12 protein-coding genes and 2 pseudogenes are annotated in these 15,348 nt (G+C 64.8%); 3 read left to right on the top strand and 11 right to left on the bottom strand.

Annotation, left to right across the window (positions count from 1 at the left end; genetic code table 11):
* Positions 1–28: 28 nt before the first annotated feature.
* Entirely contained in the window at positions 29–1,225 is a 1,197-nt protein-coding gene (locus AC5QPF_RS27215) for an aminotransferase class V-fold PLP-dependent enzyme (protein ID WP_494960729.1), read from the bottom strand.
* A gap of 16 nt (positions 1,226–1,241) precedes the next feature.
* Positions 1,242–1,472 carry a DUF3820 family protein gene (locus AC5QPF_RS27210; protein ID WP_042120920.1) on the bottom strand — a complete coding sequence of 77 codons (231 nt, stop codon included), beginning with the start codon at positions 1,470–1,472 and terminating at the stop codon, positions 1,242–1,244.
* A gap of 208 nt (positions 1,473–1,680) precedes the next feature.
* Between AC5QPF_RS27210 and AC5QPF_RS27205 the strand changes: the two genes are divergently transcribed.
* The gene (locus AC5QPF_RS27205) at positions 1,681–2,151 is read left to right on the top strand and encodes a PA2169 family four-helix-bundle protein (RefSeq protein ID WP_494960728.1); all 471 of its coding nucleotides are present in this window, start codon (positions 1,681–1,683) and stop codon (positions 2,149–2,151) included.
* A gap of 83 nt (positions 2,152–2,234) precedes the next feature.
* On the opposite strand, the gene AC5QPF_RS27200 is transcribed toward AC5QPF_RS27205, so the two are convergent.
* From AC5QPF_RS27200 to AC5QPF_RS27170, 7 genes are all read right to left on the bottom strand, one after another.
* Positions 2,235–3,749 carry a diguanylate cyclase gene (locus AC5QPF_RS27200; protein ID WP_494960727.1) on the bottom strand — a complete coding sequence of 505 codons (1,515 nt, stop codon included), beginning with the start codon at positions 3,747–3,749 and terminating at the stop codon, positions 2,235–2,237.
* A 373-nt stretch (positions 3,750–4,122) separates the two neighbouring features.
* Entirely contained in the window at positions 4,123–5,409 is a 1,287-nt protein-coding gene (locus tag AC5QPF_RS27195) for an OprD family outer membrane porin (protein ID WP_494964258.1), read from the bottom strand.
* Between the two features lie 255 nt (positions 5,410–5,664).
* Positions 5,665–5,889 carry a hypothetical protein gene (locus AC5QPF_RS27190; RefSeq protein ID WP_494960726.1) on the bottom strand — a complete coding sequence of 75 codons (225 nt, stop codon included), beginning with the start codon at positions 5,887–5,889 and terminating at the stop codon, positions 5,665–5,667.
* A 188-nt stretch (positions 5,890–6,077) separates the two neighbouring features.
* The gene (locus AC5QPF_RS27185; RefSeq protein WP_494960725.1) at positions 6,078–7,460 is read right to left on the bottom strand and encodes a heavy metal sensor histidine kinase; all 1,383 of its coding nucleotides are present in this window, start codon (positions 7,458–7,460) and stop codon (positions 6,078–6,080) included.
* A complete protein-coding gene (locus tag AC5QPF_RS27180; protein ID WP_494960724.1) occupies positions 7,435–8,109 on the bottom strand; it encodes a heavy metal response regulator transcription factor in 675 nt (224 codons plus the stop codon). The genes AC5QPF_RS27185 and AC5QPF_RS27180 overlap by 26 nt, the downstream gene beginning before the upstream one ends.
* Before the next feature lie 9 nt (positions 8,110–8,118).
* Positions 8,119–11,235: a multidrug efflux RND transporter permease subunit gene (locus AC5QPF_RS27175; RefSeq protein WP_494960723.1), complete on the bottom strand. Its 3,117-nt coding sequence runs from the start codon at positions 11,233–11,235 to the stop codon at positions 8,119–8,121.
* Entirely contained in the window at positions 11,232–12,401 is a 1,170-nt protein-coding gene (locus AC5QPF_RS27170; RefSeq protein WP_494960722.1) for an efflux RND transporter periplasmic adaptor subunit, read from the bottom strand. Before AC5QPF_RS27170 ends, AC5QPF_RS27175 begins: the two co-directional genes overlap by 4 nt.
* 228 nt (positions 12,402–12,629) lie before the next feature.
* Between AC5QPF_RS27170 and AC5QPF_RS27165 the strand changes: the two are divergent.
* Both AC5QPF_RS27165 and AC5QPF_RS27160 read left to right on the top strand, forming a co-directional pair.
* Positions 12,630–12,911, top strand: a pseudogene (locus AC5QPF_RS27165) (PAS domain-containing protein); the annotation flags it as partial.
* A gap of 309 nt (positions 12,912–13,220) precedes the next feature.
* Positions 13,221–14,213 (top strand): annotated as a pseudogene (locus AC5QPF_RS27160) (methyl-accepting chemotaxis protein); the annotation flags it as partial.
* Between the two features lie 9 nt (positions 14,214–14,222).
* Here the strand turns inward: AC5QPF_RS27160 and AC5QPF_RS27155 are convergent.
* Both AC5QPF_RS27155 and AC5QPF_RS27150 read right to left on the bottom strand, forming a co-directional pair.
* Positions 14,223–14,993 carry a YkgJ family cysteine cluster protein gene (locus AC5QPF_RS27155; protein ID WP_494960721.1) on the bottom strand — a complete coding sequence of 257 codons (771 nt, stop codon included), beginning with the start codon at positions 14,991–14,993 and terminating at the stop codon, positions 14,223–14,225.
* Positions 14,972–15,274, bottom strand: a complete 303-nt coding sequence (locus AC5QPF_RS27150) for a hypothetical protein (protein WP_494960720.1) — start codon at positions 15,272–15,274, stop codon at positions 14,972–14,974. Before AC5QPF_RS27150 ends, AC5QPF_RS27155 begins: the two co-directional genes overlap by 22 nt.
* Between the last annotated feature and the right edge of the window lie 74 nt (positions 15,275–15,348).

The raw sequence follows: 15,348 nt of genomic DNA, 5'->3' as shown, positions 1-15,348 counted from the left end.
CGCGATGAGGCCCGGAAGAGCGACACAATCAGGCCAGTTTCTCCAGAGCCTTCACCAGCAACCCGACCTCTTCCGGCGTCGTCACGAACCCCGGCGTCACCCGAATGCACGGCCCGCATGCCGAACCATCCCGGGCCACGGTGAACAGGTTGAATTCCTCGAGCAACCGCCTGGCCATCGCCACCTGATCGGCATGCCGCGTGAAGCGGAACGAGGTAATCCCGCAATACAGCCGCGGATCATCCGGGGTCAGCACCTCGATGCCGGCGATCTCCCGCGCAGGCTTTACCCACAGATCGCGCAGATAATTCAGCCGCGCCCCCTTCAACACTGACCCGCCCATGGCCCGGTGCTCCTCGATCACCGTTGGCAAGGTCATCCACGCCGGGATGTTTGGCGTGCCATAGGGCGCCCGCGAGCGGATGTCGTCCTGTGGATAACGCACCTCGCCCATGTCCGCGTCCACCGCGTCGAGCTTGCCCGGGGCAATGTAGATGACCCCCAGGCTCAACGGCGCGCCGATCCATTTCTGCAGGTTGAAGCCCGCCAGCTCGATACCCAGCTGTTCCAGGTCGACCTCGATCTGGCCCAGTGCATGGGCGCCGTCGAGCACCACCTCAACGCCATGTTCGCGCGCACAGCGGGCGATGGCCTCCACCGGCATCACCAGCCCGGTGCGGTGGTTCACCCAGGTCAGTGCCATCAGGCGGATGCGTGGGTTGCGCACGAAGGCGTCGCGGTAGCTGTCCACGATGTTCTCGAAGGTCGCCGGGTGCGGCAGGCGCAGGGTGATCAGCTCCAGGCCACGGTCACGGGCCAGCCAGCCCATGGCGTTCTGCACGCTGTCGTATTCCAGGTCGCTGACCAGCAGTTCGTCGCCCGCCTGCAGACGGTTGTAGTTGCGCAGGATCGATTGCAGCGCGCCGGAGGCGCTGTGGGTGATGGCTACGGACTGCGGCGCCGCCCCGATCAGCCCGGCCACGGCATCGCGGATTTCCACGCTGCCGATCTGCTCGAAGTGCTGGCGCACCGGCAGCGAGTTCAGGCGGTTGATGGTGTCGATGTGCTGGTGGTAGGCGTGGGTGACGGCCCGGGTCATGCGCCCGAAATAGCCGTGTTCCAGGTTGACCGGGCCGGGCTCGACATCGTACTGCGCAGCGATGCGCTGCCAGTAGCCCTCATCGCGGGCCAGGAGGGAGGTCTGGGACGAAGGCAACTGAGTCATGCGGGTTCTCGCTTTTTCAGGGACGGGGGCGGGGATGCTTCTTGCGCAGCGGTTCGAGCAGGTCCGACAGGCCGTTGTGGTCGACCTCGTGCATCAGTGCCAGCAGCCCGCCCAGCTCGCCCTTGGGAAAGCCCTGGCGGGCGAACCAGTTGAGGTAGTGGCCGGGCAGGTCGGCGATCAGGCGGCCCTTGTACTTGCCGTAGGGCATTTCACGGGTGACCAGCAGCTCGAGGGCTTCGGGATTCATGGGTACGCGGTGGGAAAGACTGACGATTGGCAAGGACGATACAGGCAATCTGCACGAAGGCCAAAGGACAGTTCATGCAGAAAGCGAGCATACAGTTTTCAGGATTTTTTATAACTTACTGATAAATAAGAATATTTTTATTTTGATCGAGCTGGCATGAAGCCTGCGACAAGTCATGCATCATCCCTCATGCAAAAGGAGCTGTGTCATGACCGATACCAACAAAGAAGTCATTTCCGTACTCAATGACCTGATCGAATTCAGCAAGGACGGTGAAAAGGGCTTCGCCACCTGCGCCGAAGACGTCAAGCGTGCCGACCTCAAATCCTATTTCCTGCAGCGCTCCGGCGACTGCGCCGCTGCTGCTGCCGAGCTCCAGCAGCATGTGCGCAGCCTGGGCGGCGATCCGGAAACCTCCACCAGCCTGAGTGGCGACCTGCACCGTCGCTGGGTGGACCTGAAGGCCATGGTCACCGGCAAGGACGACGAAGCGGTGCTCAACGAGGCCGAGCGCGGCGAGGACCATGCCCTGAAGGCATACAAGGAAGCGCTGGAGAAACTGGCGAAGATCGCCCCGGCTTCGACGTCTTACACCCTGGTGGAGCGTCAGTACCATGGGGTGCAGCGCAATCATGACCAGGTGAAGGTGCTGCGTAACAGCGCTCGCGCTCAGTCCTGATCCAATGAGGGCCGCCTTGCGGCCCTCTCTCCCCTAGGAGCGTGAGTTCCTATCTCCTATAAAGAGCGCGCTAGCGTGTTACTTCACGCGGGCTGCGGTGCCTCGACCCGGTTGCGGCCATCGCGTTTGGCCCGGTACAGCGCTTCGTCGGCCCGCGCTATCAAGTCCGCCAGGGTCTGCGCAGTCCCCGGCTCATAAACCCCGATCCCGATGCTCACACTCACCGACCGCTCGTCACCGCCATACGGCGGCAGCGCCTCGACGCCTTGCCGGACCCGCTCGGCCAGGGTCAACGCTCCGGCCAGGTCGGTGTCCGGCAGCACCGCGACGAACTCCTCGCCGCCATAACGCGCCGCCAGATCGGTGGGGCGTAGCAGGCTGTCGGCGATGGCGTCGGCCACCCGGCGCAAGGCTTCGTCGCCCCCTTGATGGCCATGGCGTTCGTTGAAGCCGCGGAAGTGATCCACATCGATCATCAATACGGCAATCGGCCGCTGGGTGCGCTGGGCCCGCGCCCATTCGCGGCGCAGCACCTGGTCCAACTGGCGCCGGTTGGGCAGGCCGGTGAGGCTGTCGGTGGCTGCAAGCTCCGCCAGGCTACGCTCGGCGCTGTGGCGGCGCTGCAGTTCGCGGCCAAGCATCAGCGACAGCCACAGAATGCCGACGCACAGTATGGCGGTGGCTGTACTGACCAGGATTGCGGTGCGCTTCCAGGCGCCGTAGACCTCGTTCACCGATTGCGTCACCACCAGCACCAGCGGGAGTTTTTCAACGCGAGCGAAGGTGTACAGGCGCAATTCACCGTCATCCCCGGACTCGCTGGTGAAACTGCCAGCGCCCTCGGTCAGCAGGCGCTGGAAGTTGGGACGACTGGCAAAGCTGTCCCCCACCTGCTCGTTGCGTCTGACGCTGCTGCCGGTGGCATGGCGGGCGAGCAATTGGCCATCGGTGTTCATCAGGTTGATGGCACTGTCGAGACCGACATCAAGGCGTTTGAACATGTCGTTGAAGTGCGACAGGCGCAGGGCGCCACCGGCGACCCCAGCGAAGTTGCCGTCGGCGTCGTCGATGCGCCGGCTGAAGCTGATGCACCAGTCCAGGTCGCCCAGGCGCGCCTTGAAAGGCGGGCTGATGACCATGCCCAGATCGGGGTTGCGCTTGTGTTCCTGGAAGATCTTGCTGTCGGCGAAGTTGGCCGTGCGCGGCGTGGTGCTGGCGGAGTCGGCGACCACGTCACCGTTGCGGTCGAGCCAGAGAATGTCGCCGCGCACCGGGCTGCTGAAGGCCTGGTTGAACAGCACCTGCTGGCGCATATGGGCGGGGATGCCCAGCAGTTCCGGGTGTTGCACCGCCCAGATCAGGCTCTGCAGGGACAGATCGTAGAGTTCGACATTGCGGATGATGTCGGTCTCGATGAGCTTGACGATATTGTTCGCCGAACGTACCGCGGTCTGTTCCACGTTCATCCGTTCGCGCATCAGCAGGAAGGTGACGATGGAAATGATCGCCGCCACGGCCAGGCAACTGCCCAGGTTGAGGATCAGCTCCGGGTGTCTCCGGTACAGGCTGGAGCGCGGGGGCGGGGTGGGCGCGTTCATGGTCGCGGTTTGCCTGGGCGTCGGCTGGGCCGGGAAACGGATGAAACCGTCCGCCGGCGGCAGGTTTGACTGTTCCGGGAGCGGTGCGGGTCGTGGAATTCCAGTGTCACGCCGCGCGCGAAGGGGCCCGTGCGGCGGCGGATATTTTAGGTGGGGGTGGATTGTAGGACAAGATGTGTCTGAGAAGGGCGGATGTGCGGTCGAACGGGCACCACCGTCGGTGTGGAGCGGATTCATCCGTGATCGGCGGCGAAGCCGTCGTAAAACCGGAATCCCGAGGCTTTCTGACACACCGGGGACTCAGGTTTTATGGCCGCATCGCGGCCAATCCCGGATGAATCCGCTCCCACGCCAAATTGTGTAAACCGTCAGGTCAGAACACGTTCACCGGATACTCGACGATCACCCGGTACTCATCCACATCGTTGTCCACCGCCGAATACCCCTGGCTGCCGCGATGCGCCGCCCAGCGCAGGCGCACGGTCAGGTCCTTGAGCTGGTTTTCCTGGAAGGTGTAGGCCAGGTCGAAGTCGCGTTCCCAGTGTTGGGCGTTCTTGCCGTCCTCGCTGTACCAGTGGCCATAGCCGGTACTGGCTGGATCGACCTTGGTCAGGTCCAGCTCACCGCGCGAGTACGACACCGCCGTGGTCAGCCCCGGCACGCCGACGCCGGCGAAGTCATAGGCGTACTTGAGCTTCCACGAGCGCTCGTTGGGCCCGTTGAAGTCCGAGTAGATCTGCGAGTTGTCCAGGTAGATGCTGTCGCCCTGGTTGATGTAGTCGAACGGCGTGTTGCCGTTGACCCGCTGGTATACCGCGGTCATCGAGTGGAAGCCGACATTCACCGCGAAGTGCAGGCTGTAGGTGTTGTTGTCGATATGCCCGAGCAGGCGATCGCCGGTGTCCTGGGTGTGGTAGTAGTGCAGGCCCGGGTTCAGGCTGACCAGGTCGTTGAGCTGCCAGGTGTAGTCGAGGTCGAAGTAGTACTGGTTCCAGATGTCCTTCAGCTCGGCGGCGTACAGGTTGCTGCTCAGGCCCTCGATCGGTGTCCAGGCGGCGCCGGCCCAGTTCAGGTGACGGCTTTCGCGGTTGTCCGGCAGGCTGCCGTAGAAGGTGTCGATGCGCCGGTGGCCGCTCTGGTTGTACGGCTTGGTGAAGCTGGCCTGGCCGCCTTCGAGCATCAGGTGGTCGAAGCTGGTGTTGGTCAGGCTCACGCCGCGGAAGGTCTGCGGCAGCATGCGGCTTTCGCCGCCGGCGATCACCGGGTTGGTGAGGAACAGGTCACCGGCACGCAGCACAGTGTCGAAGGCGCGGACCTTGATCGAGGCACCGGCGCTGGAGAAGTCATCCGGCGCCTTGCCGTAGTCGTAGCCGTCCTTGCTCGGGCTGTTGATCGGCAGGATGCTGGAGCCGGCCGTGCCGCCACCGCCATCCAGTTTCAGGCCAAGCATGGCGTAGGCGTCGAGACCGAAGCCGACGGTGCCCTGGGTGAAGCCCGATTCGAACTTGCCGATGAAGCCCTGGCCCCATTCGCGGTTGTCACGCACGCCTGGCAGCAGTTGGTTGCGGTTCAGGTAGTAGTTGCGCGCGAGCACATCGAGGTGGGCACCTTCGACGAAACCTTCGGCGGCCTCTTCCTCAGCCAGGGCATGCAGCGGCATCGTTGCAGCGAGTGCAAGAAATAGCGGTGTAAAACGTGGGGTCTTGATCACCTTGATGAACTCCTTTTAGGTGGTTTTGGCGGCAGTTTTTATTTTGGATGCAGGTATTTTTCTTATCGGGGTCCGGCCGTATTCCGGTACTTTTCACCAGGCAAAAAAAAGCCGCTGACGGGCAGCGGCTTCAATGACAGACGCACCGGGGCAAAAGTCACCAGGGCGAAAGTCGAGGGAAAGACAAAGGGGCGGTGCTGACGATCAGCTATCGCTGGCGTCATTCAGGCTTGCCTTGGATGCGGTCTGCTCCGAGCCTTTGACGGCGTCTTGCTGCTGCTTGGCGAAGGCCTCGCGGGACTGCTCGAGGGCAGCCTGGTGGCGGGCGGTCTGGGCTACGAAAGCCTGAGACTCTTCGGCCATCGCCAGAGGCGAAAGCAGTACGGAGGACAGAACGAAAACGCTGGCAATACCCATGCTGTTGGACATTTGGAACAACCTTCCTGCGGGGCAGGTATCTGTTTGGTGTGTCCAAATTAATGGTTAGCAAGCGAACGAAAAAGATCGGTTTTGGAGATGGACTGTTGCTGATTAAGTAATAGTCAGCTGGAAGGGCCGGATTAGAGGGTTTTGGTGATAGTGAGGGCCCTATCGCTGGCTTGCCAGCGATGAGGCCCTCAAGCGGGCAGGAGAATGCCGAAGGTATTGGCGCCGGCCTGGCTACGCACGAACACGCTGCCACCGTGCATCACCGCAATCGCCTTGACGATCGCCAGCCCCAATCCATGGTTGCTGCCGCCGCTATTGCTGCGCGCCGCATCGACCCGGTAGAAGCGCTCGAACAACCGTGCCAGGTGCTCGTCGGCAATCGCCGGCCCGGGATTGCTCACGGCGATGCGCACCTGCCCGTCCTGGCGTTCGATGCTGACCCGGATCACCTGTTGCGGTCCGGTGTGCTGCACGGCGTTGTTGATCAGGTTGATCAGCGCGCGGCGCAGGTGGGCCTTCTCGATCCGCGCCTGGGCGTCACCACTGACCTCGACTCGCACCTGGGCGTCTTCGAGGATGTAGTCGAGGTAGTCGAGGGTGGTCGCCACTTCCTCGGCCAGCGAGCTGCTGATCAGCGCCGTGGCCTTGCTGCCCTGGTCGGCGCTGGCGAGGAAGAGCATGTCGTTGACGATGCTGCGCAGGCGCTCCAGCTCTTCCAGGTTGGACTGCAGCACCTCGAAGTAGTGTTCGGCGCTGCGCCCGCGGGTCAGGGCGACCTGGGTCTGGCCGATCAGGTTGGTCAGCGGCGAGCGCAGTTCGTGGGCGACGTCGGCATTGAAGGCTTCCAGCCGCGAGTAGGCCTGGTCGACCCGCTCCAGGGTGGCATTGAAGGCTTGGGCGAACTGTTCCAGCTCCGGCGGCAGCGCCGACACCCGCAGGCGCCCGCTAAGGCGCGGTGGCGCCAGTTGCTGGGCTTCGTCGGAGAGCTGGTGCAGCGGCCTCAGGCCGATCCGCGCGACCCAGTAGCCGAGCACCGAGGCCAGCAGGATGCCGACCACCGACAGGCTGACCAGGGCAATCAGCAAGGTGCGCTGGGCATTCCAGAAACTGTCGGTGTCGATGCCGATAAGGAAGCGTAGCGGCGGGCGCTCTTCCAGCGCCGGCAGTTCGCTGAGCATGATCTTGAACGGGTAGGGACTGTCTGCCAGGTACACGTCGCGCATGCCTGGCCGGCCTTCGGCGAGGTGGCGGATGACTGCGTCGGGATGGCCGTATTCGTAGCGGCTGTCGCCGCTCACCACCCAGAAACGGATGCGCCGGTCTTCTTCGCCGAGCAGGTCGAGCTTGCGGGTGATCTTGCCCCAGTGTTCCTGGTTGCCGAAGCGCATCAGCGACGACTCCAGCACCGAGTAGCGCGCATCCAGTTCCGCCGAGGGCAACAGGTCGAGGCTGCGGTCGACCTGCTTGTACAGGGCCCAACCGATCAGCAGGAACACCACCAGCGCTACCAGGGTGAACAGGGCGCTGAGGCGCAGGGCCAGGGAATTAGTGCGCACGGTTTTCCAGGACATAGCCCATGCCTCGAATGGTGTGCAGCAGCTTGCTTTCGAACGGCCCGTCGAGCTTGGCCCGCAGGCGTTTGATCGCCACTTCGACGACATTGGCGTCGCTGTCGAAGTTGATGTCCCACACCAGTTCGGCGATGGCGGTCTTGGACAGGATTTCGCCCTGGCGCCGGGCCAGGACGCTGAGCAGCGAGAACTCCTTGGCGGTCAGGTCGAGGCGCTGGCCATTGCGGCTGGCCTTGCGGCTGATCAGGTCGACCCAGAGATCGGCGACCTGGATCTGCACCGGCTCGTGGCCGCCGCTGCGGCGGGTCAGGGCCTGCAGACGGGCGACCAGTTCGAGGAAGGAGAACGGCTTGCCGAGGTAGTCGTCGGCGCCTTCGCGCAGGCCGTGGATGCGGTCTTCCACGCGCTCGCGGGCGGTGAGCATGATCACCGGAGTCTGCTTGCGCGCGCGCAGGGCCCGCAGCACGCCGTAGCCGTCCAGGCCGGGGAGCATGACGTCGAGGACGATCACCGAGTAATCGCCTTCAAGGCCCAGGTGCAGTCCCTCGATGCCGTCCCGCGCCAGGTCCACGGTGAAACCCTGTTCGGTCAGGCCGCGGTGCAGGTAGTCGGCGGTTTTTTCTTCGTCTTCGATAATCAGCACGCGCATGGTCGGCTCTCAGTTCGCGATTGGCCGGGGCGCCTGGGCAGCGCGCTGGCGCCGGTGGAACAGGCGCTCCAGGGCCAAGTATATGACCGGGGTGGTGAACAGTGTCAGGGCCTGGCTCACCAGCAGTCCGCCGACCACGGCGATGCCCAGCGGCTGGCGCAGCTCGGCACCGGCCCCGGCGCCAAGCATCAGTGGCACGGCGCCGAGCAGAGCGGCCAGGGTGGTCATGATGATCGGCCGGAAGCGGGTCAGGCAGGCCTTGTGGATCGCTTCCTCGGGGCTCATGCCCTGGTTGCGCTGGGCGTCGAGGGCAAAGTCGATGAGCAGGATGCCGTTCTTCTTGACGATGCCGATCAGCAGCACCACGCCGATCAGGCCCATGATGGTGAAGTCCTGGCCCCACAGCCAGAGCAGTGCCAAGGCGCCGAGACCGGCCGGGGGCAGGGTGGAGATGATGGTCAGCGGGTGGACGAAGCTCTCGTAGAGCACGCCGAGAATGATGTACACCGCCACCAGCGCGGCGAGGATCAGCCACGGCTGGCTCGACAGCGAACTCTGGAAGGCCTGGGCCGCGCCCTGGAAAGTACCGCTGATGGACGCCGGCATGCCCAGTTCGCGCTGGGTCCGTTCGAGGATGCTCACAGCATCGCCGAGGGCCACGCCGGGGGCGAGGTTGAACGACAGGTTGGCGGCAGGGAACAGGCCGTCGTGGGCGATGGAGAGCGGTCCGGTGCTCGGTGCCTCGACCTTGGCCACGGCGGCCAGCGGCACCATCTCGCCGGTCAGGGGCGAGCGCAGGTAGAAGTAGTTGAGGCTTTCGGCGCGGCCGCGTTGGCGGGCGTCCAGTTCGAGGATCACCTTGTACTGGTTGGTCTCGGTCTGGAACTCGCTGATCTGGCGCTGGCCGAAGGCGTCGTACAAGGCCTGGTCGACGTCGGTGGTGGTCAGGCCGAAGCGTGCCGCGGCCTGGCGGTCGATTTCGATGCGGGTGACGCTGGCACCCAGTTGCAGGTCGTTGGACAGGTCGCGGAACGCCGGGTTGGCCTTGAGCCGTTCGGTCAGGCGCTCGGTCCACAGGTTCAGCGCCGGGCCGTCGTTGCTCTTGAGCACATATTGATACTGGCTGCGGCTCGGTCCGGAACTGAGGTTGATGTCCTGCCCGGCACGCAGGTACAGGACCACGCCGGGGACCTTGGCCAGCTTGGGCCGCAGGCGGTCGATGAACTCGCTGGCAGAGACATCCCGGTCACCACGGTCCTTGAGCGAGATCCAGAAGCGGCCGTTGGCGATGGTCTGGTTGCTGCCGGTGACCCCCACCGCATGGGAGAAGGCGCGCACTGCCGGATCGGCGCCGATGATCTCGGCCAGGGCCTGGTGCTTGGCCACCATGTCCGGGTAGGACACGTCAGCCGCCGCCTCGCTGGTGCCGAGCACGAAACCGGTGTCCTGCACCGGGAAAAAGCCCTTGGGGATCAGCACGTAGCCGACCACCGCCAGGGCGGTGCTGAGGAAGAACACCCCGAGCATAAGGCGCTGGTGAGCCAGAGCCTTGTCCAGGGCGCGTTCATACCAGCCGAGCAGACGCTCGCCGAAGCCCGGCTTGCGTTGCTTGTCGTGGGCTGGGGCGTTCATGAACAAGGCGCAGAGGGTGGGCGCCAGGGTCAGGGACACCAGAACGGAAATCAGGATGGTCGAGGTGGCGGTCAGGGCGAATTCCTTGAACAGGCGACCGACCACACCGCCCATGAACAGCAGCGGAATAAAGGCCGCTACCAGCGAGAAGCTGATGGAGACCACGGTGAAGCCGATCTCCCGCGCGCCCTTGAGTGCGGCTTCGCGACGGCTGTCGCCTGCCTCCAGGTGACGGTGGATGTTCTCCACTACGACGATGGCGTCGTCCACCACGAAGCCCACGGCGATGACGATGGCCACCAGGGTCAGGTTGTTCAGGCTGAAGCCCATCACGTACATCAGGGCGAAGCTGGCAACCAGCGACACGCCGAGCACCGCCGAGACGATCAGGGTCGCCGACAGCTGGCGCAGGAACAGCGCCATCACCGCGATCACCAGCAGCACGGCGATGGCCAGGGTCAGTTCCACTTCGTGCAGGGAGGCGCGGATGGTCTGGGTGCGGTCCTGCAGTACCGAGACGTTGACCGTGGCCGGGAGCATCTCTTCCAGGCGCGGCAGCTCGGCATTGACCCGGTCCACGGTGTCGACGATGTTCGCTCCCGGCTGGCGGAAGATCACCAGGTTGAGGCCTTGCTGGTCACCGGACCAGGCCTTGACGTAGGCGTTCTCCGAGCCGCTGATGACCTTGGCCACATCTTTGAGCTGCACCGGTGCACCGTCGCGGTAGGACACGATCAGTTGCGCGTACTGCTCGGGATGGAAAAGCTGGTCGTTGGTGGCCAGGGTCGACACGCTGCTGTCGCCGTACAGCGCGCCCTTGGCCAGGTTGAGGCTGGTCTGCTGGATCGCCACGCGCAGGTCGGCCAGGGTCAGGCCGATGGCGGCGAGCTTGTCCGGCTGGGCCTGGACGCGGATCGCCGGGCGCTGCTGGCCGGTGATGTTGACCAGGCCGACCCCGTCGATCTGGCTCAGTTGGCGGGCCAGCAGGGTTTCCGCGTAGTCGCTGAGTTCGTTGGCCGGCATGTGCTCGGAACTGACGGTGAGGATCAGCACCGGGCTGTCGGCCGGGTTGACCTTGCGCCAGGTCGGCGGGCTGGGCATGTCCTGGGGCAGGCGCGCGGTGGCGGTGTTGATCGCGGCCTGGACTTCCTGGGCAGCGGTGTCGATGTTCTTGTCGAGGGTGAACTGCAGGATCAGGCTGGTGGAGCCCAGGGCACTGCTGGAGGTCATCTGGGTCATGCCAGGGATGGCGCTGAACTGCACTTCCAAGGGCGTTGCCACCGACGAGGCCATGGTTTCCGGGCTGGCCCCGGGCAGGTTGGCGGTGACCTGGATGGTGGGGAAGTCGGCTTCTGGCAGCGGCGCCACCGGCAACCGCGGGAAGGCGACCACGCCGAGCAGGACCAGGGCGAAGGTCAGCAGCAGGGTGGCGACGGGACGATCGATGCACCAGCCGAACAGGCCTTTGCGCCCCTCGGGCAGGGCGGCGTTCATGGCTGCACGCTCGCGGCGACGTCTTCAGCGCTGGCCGGTGCGGAGTCGAGGATCTCCACCTTGGAGCCCGGCTTGAGGCGTGATTGACCATCGGCGACCAGGCGGTCGTTGGCCTCGATACCGGTGATCACGTTCACCTTGCTGTCCTGGTAGATCACCTTGACCGGCACGGCCTCGGCCTTGTCCCCGGCGATGCGGTAGACGAAGTGTTTGTCGACGCCCTGGCGCACCACGCCGGGCGGGACCACCAGGGCATTGCGCTCGATGCCGGTCTGCACGCGCAGGGTCACCAGTTGCCCGGGCCACAGGCGTGCGTCCGGGTTGTTGAAGGTGGCCTTGGCCCGCAGGGTACCGGTGCCGGCGGCGATCTGGTTGTCGATGAGGCTCAGGCGGCCTTCGCCGAGCAGCGTGCCGCCGGTATCGCCATCGCCTTCGAGGTAAGCCTGGATGGGCGCCTGTTCTGTACTGGCGGTGAGTTGTTGCAGGGTCGGCAGCCATTGCTGCGGCACGGAGAATTCCACGTTGATCGGGTCGAGGCGGGTCACGCTGAACAGGCCCTGGGTGTCGGTGGTGCGCACCAGGTTGCCTTCGTCGACATTGCGGATGCCGACCCGGCCGCTGACCGGCGAGAGGATCCGGGTATAGGACAACTGCACCTCGGCGGCGGCGATGTTCGCCTGGTTGCCTAGCATCGTCGCTTGCAACTGGTTGACCAACGCTTGTTGCTGGTCGAGGGTCTGCCGCGAAATGCCGTTGTCTTCGCTGAGCAGGCGATAGCGCTTGAGGTCGGTCTGCGCCACCTGCAACTGCGCCTGGCTCTGCCCGAGCTGGGCGCGGGCCTGGTCGAGGCTGGCGCGGATGGCACGGTCGTCGAGGGTTGCCAGCAGGTCGCCCTTGTTTACGGTCTGGCCTTCCTGCACGGCGATGCGGGTCAGCACGCCTTCCACTTGCGGGCGGATCACCACGCTGTGCAGGGATTGCACGGTGCCGATGGCGCTGAGAAAGCGCGGCACGTCCTGGCGCTGCACGGCGATCACGCTGACCGGCACGGCATTCGACTGTACAGGACGGGCGGCCTGGGGGCGCTGGCCGACGAACCAGGCGGCTGTGGCCAGGAGGACAAGGGCGAGCAGGACAAGCAGCGTTCGGGGGCTGGAGATTCGCATGCGTCAGGAGTGCCGGCAGAAAGGAGGAAGGGCTTTTATCACTTATAGAGGACAGACACGGTCAGGAACGTGACGGCTACCTGTCACGGCTGTCAGGTGGCTTTAGCACCGATCAACGGTGCTGGCAATAGGCCTTTATGCTGCTCTGGGTCAAGGTTGGATCCAAGGCTCGAACGTAGTATCTGCGCCCTGCTTTCTACCCCCACCCCGAACGACGAGCGCCTCTCGATGAAGAGCAATCTGCCTGTTACCGGTCGAAATGTGGATTACCCCGTGGATGCGAACATCCTCTCCACCACGGACCTGACGAGTGCCATCACCTACGCCAACGACGAGTTCATCAAGATCAGCGGGTTTTCCCGTGATGAGCTGATCGGCAGCGCGCACCATATCGTGCGTCATCCAGACATGCCGTCGGCGGCCTTCGAGCACATGTGGCAGACCCTGAAAAAGGGGCGTTCGTGGATGGGGCTGGTGAAGAACCGTTGCAAGAACGGCGATCATTACTGGGTCAGTGCCTTCGTCTCGCCGATCACCAGCCAGGGCCAGACCGTGGAGTTCCAGTCGGTGCGGACCAAGCCGACGCGGGCGCAGGTCGAGGCGGCCGAGCGCCTGTACGCCGACATGCGCAGCGGCAAGCGAACCCTGGGTGAACGCCTGCCACGCCTGGGCCTGGGGGCGCGCTTGAGCCTGGGGCTGGGTGGCTTGCTGGCCGTGGTGATGGGTGGCAGTCGCTTGCTCCTGCCGGAAATCCCGTACCAGGGCGCACTTGAGTGGCTGGTGTTCGCCGGAGTCGGCACGTTGCTTGTGCGCCATGCTCTGAGTCCGCTAGAGCGGCTCGGTCGTCGCGCTCGCGACATTGCCGACAACCCTCTGAGCCAGCGCCTATATACCGGTCGCGGTGATACCGTGGGGCAGATCGAGTTCGCTCTGCAGATGCTCGAAGCGCAGATCGGCGCAGTGGTCGGGCGTATCGGCGACACGTCCAAGCGCCTGGCCGGACATACCGCCGACCTCGCCAGCCACCTGCAGCACAGCCACACCACCACGGTGGGCCAGCAGGGCGATGCCGATCAGGTCGCTGATGCCATCCACCGCATGGCTGCGCGGGTCGCTGAAGTGGCCAGCAGCGCCCAGCAGGCTTCGAAGGCGGCAGATCAGGCCGAAGGCGAGACCCAGGTCGGGCATCAACTGGTGGATCAGAGCCGCAGCACCATCCTGCAACTGGCCAATGCCCTGGCCGAAGCCACCGAGGTCGTGCATACCCTGGAAAACCACAGCGAGGAAATCTCCGGTGTGCTGGAAGTTATCCACAGCATCGCCGAGCAGACCAATCTGCTGGCCCTCAACGCGGCGATCGAGGCGGCCCGGGCGGGGGATCATGGGCGTGGCTTCGCGGTGGTGGCGGACGAGGTGCGTGGCCTGGCCCAGCGCACGGCGCAATCCACCGGTGAGATCCAGCGCATGATCACGGTGTTGCAGAGCGGCGCGCGGGATGCGGTGGTGGCGATGCAGCAGAGCAGCGATCACGCCGGGCAAAGTGTCGAGCAGGCCCAGCACGCGACCCAGGCGTTGCACGGCATCAGCCAGCGGGTTAACCAGATCAGCGAGATGAGCATGCAGATCGCCGCCGCTGTGGAGCAGCAGAGTCTGGTCAGCGAGGACATCAACCGCAACATCATCAGCATCCGCGAGGCCAGCGAGCAGAGCGTCAGCGCCGGCCAGCGCGGTCACTCCACGGCCAGTGACGTGGCCGGCCTGGCCGAAGACCTGCGCCGCCTGGCTGAAGAGTTCTGGTGCCGGCGCCAATAGCGTGCCGGATCAGAACCCGATGAAACTGTAGTGCCCGGCGCTCGTGCCGGTGACCCTGGCCCCTGCCGAGCCCAGTTTTCCGGCAAGGTCGCCATCCTCCACATGAAGAACCCACGCGGCGAGCTTCGCCGAAGGATCGGCAGCCGTTTCCAGCATGGCCTGCCGCAGTGCCGTCGTGTCCGGCAGGTACGCCGTGAAGCCGTTGCCCTTCAGGGCGCTGGTGTCGATGCCCAGGCGCTGGCAGATCAGGGCCTTGTCGCGGATGTCGTCGCGGTCGGCCTGGCGTGAGCGCTCGATCATTTCCATCAGTTGCGGATCTACCACGTGCTCGCGATGGATCAGGGCGTCACCACTGTCCCAGGCTTCCGGCGGGCAGTCCTTGGTTTCCGGGCGCAGCGGGATATGCGGGTTGATTTCCATCGGATAGATACGGCACACCAGCGGGCGCCGCTCGTAGATCATGCAGCGCAGTTCGGCATCGAGGTTGCGGCACGGGCCCGGGTTGAAGGCGGCGAAGGTGATGGCGACAAAGGCTTCGGTACTGCCGCAGGGGACTGCGCAGGAGCGGCGGAGGGCGTGTTCCTGCTGGGCGACGGGCAGGCCCAGGCCGTTGCCGAGAAAGGCCTCGACCAGGACGATGACCTGGCCGCCGTCGTCGACCCACTGGCGGGCCTCACTCAGGGTCAGCGGGACATGGTGGCCGGTGCAGCACTTGCCGCAGCCGGTGCAGTTGAAATGGATTGTCTCGGCGGTGTCGTTCACGGTTTGCCCGGGGTCCATTCGGTGACGTAGGCCGTCTTGTGGCGGCGGTCGTAGAGGCACAGCTCGCTGCCCTTGCGGTTGTTCATGTGCTTTTGCGGGTAGCGGCCTTGCAGGAGCAGGGCGGAGTAGCCGCTGCGGTCGTCGAACTCGGCGCTCTTGCCCAGGGCGCGGATGTCCTTGAGCTGGCTGGCGGCGGTGCAGGCCTTGAGCAACTGCTTGTCGTGCTCGGCCCAGGCCTGGTCGCTGGACGCGTGGGCGAGGGGGGCGAGCAGAAGCAGGCTGAGGATGGGCGCTTTCATGAGGGAAGTGGCTCCTCTGGGGCTGAGTGCCGGAGTATGCCTGATCTTCCTTGTGTTGTTTCGGGCCTCATCGC

The organism is Pseudomonas sp. Con_6, from assembly GCF_059379395.1.
Note: the sequence above shows the minus strand (reverse complement) of the source record. Positions and strands in the feature narration are given on the sequence as shown.

Coding starts and splice junctions, on each gene's coding strand:
- AC5QPF_RS27215 (WP_494960729.1), bottom strand. CDS start 1,225: ATGACTCAGTTGCCTTCGTCCCAGACCTCCCTCCTGGCCCGCGATGAG.
- AC5QPF_RS27210 (WP_042120920.1), bottom strand. CDS start 1,472: ATGAATCCCGAAGCCCTCGAGCTGCTGGTCACCCGTGAAATGCCCTAC.
- AC5QPF_RS27205 (WP_494960728.1), top strand. CDS start 1,681: ATGACCGATACCAACAAAGAAGTCATTTCCGTACTCAATGACCTGATC.
- AC5QPF_RS27200 (WP_494960727.1), bottom strand. CDS start 3,749: ATGAACGCGCCCACCCCGCCCCCGCGCTCCAGCCTGTACCGGAGACAC.
- AC5QPF_RS27195 (WP_494964258.1), bottom strand. CDS start 5,409: ATGCCGCTGCATGCCCTGGCTGAGGAAGAGGCCGCCGAAGGTTTCGTC.
- AC5QPF_RS27190 (WP_494960726.1), bottom strand. CDS start 5,889: ATGTCCAACAGCATGGGTATTGCCAGCGTTTTCGTTCTGTCCTCCGTA.
- AC5QPF_RS27185 (WP_494960725.1), bottom strand. CDS start 7,460: ATGTCCTGGAAAACCGTGCGCACTAATTCCCTGGCCCTGCGCCTCAGC.
- AC5QPF_RS27180 (WP_494960724.1), bottom strand. CDS start 8,109: ATGCGCGTGCTGATTATCGAAGACGAAGAAAAAACCGCCGACTACCTG.
- AC5QPF_RS27175 (WP_494960723.1), bottom strand. CDS start 11,235: ATGAACGCCGCCCTGCCCGAGGGGCGCAAAGGCCTGTTCGGCTGGTGC.
- AC5QPF_RS27170 (WP_494960722.1), bottom strand. CDS start 12,401: ATGCGAATCTCCAGCCCCCGAACGCTGCTTGTCCTGCTCGCCCTTGTC.
- AC5QPF_RS27155 (WP_494960721.1), bottom strand. CDS start 14,993: ATGGACCCCGGGCAAACCGTGAACGACACCGCCGAGACAATCCATTTC.
- AC5QPF_RS27150 (WP_494960720.1), bottom strand. CDS start 15,274: ATGAAAGCGCCCATCCTCAGCCTGCTTCTGCTCGCCCCCCTCGCCCAC.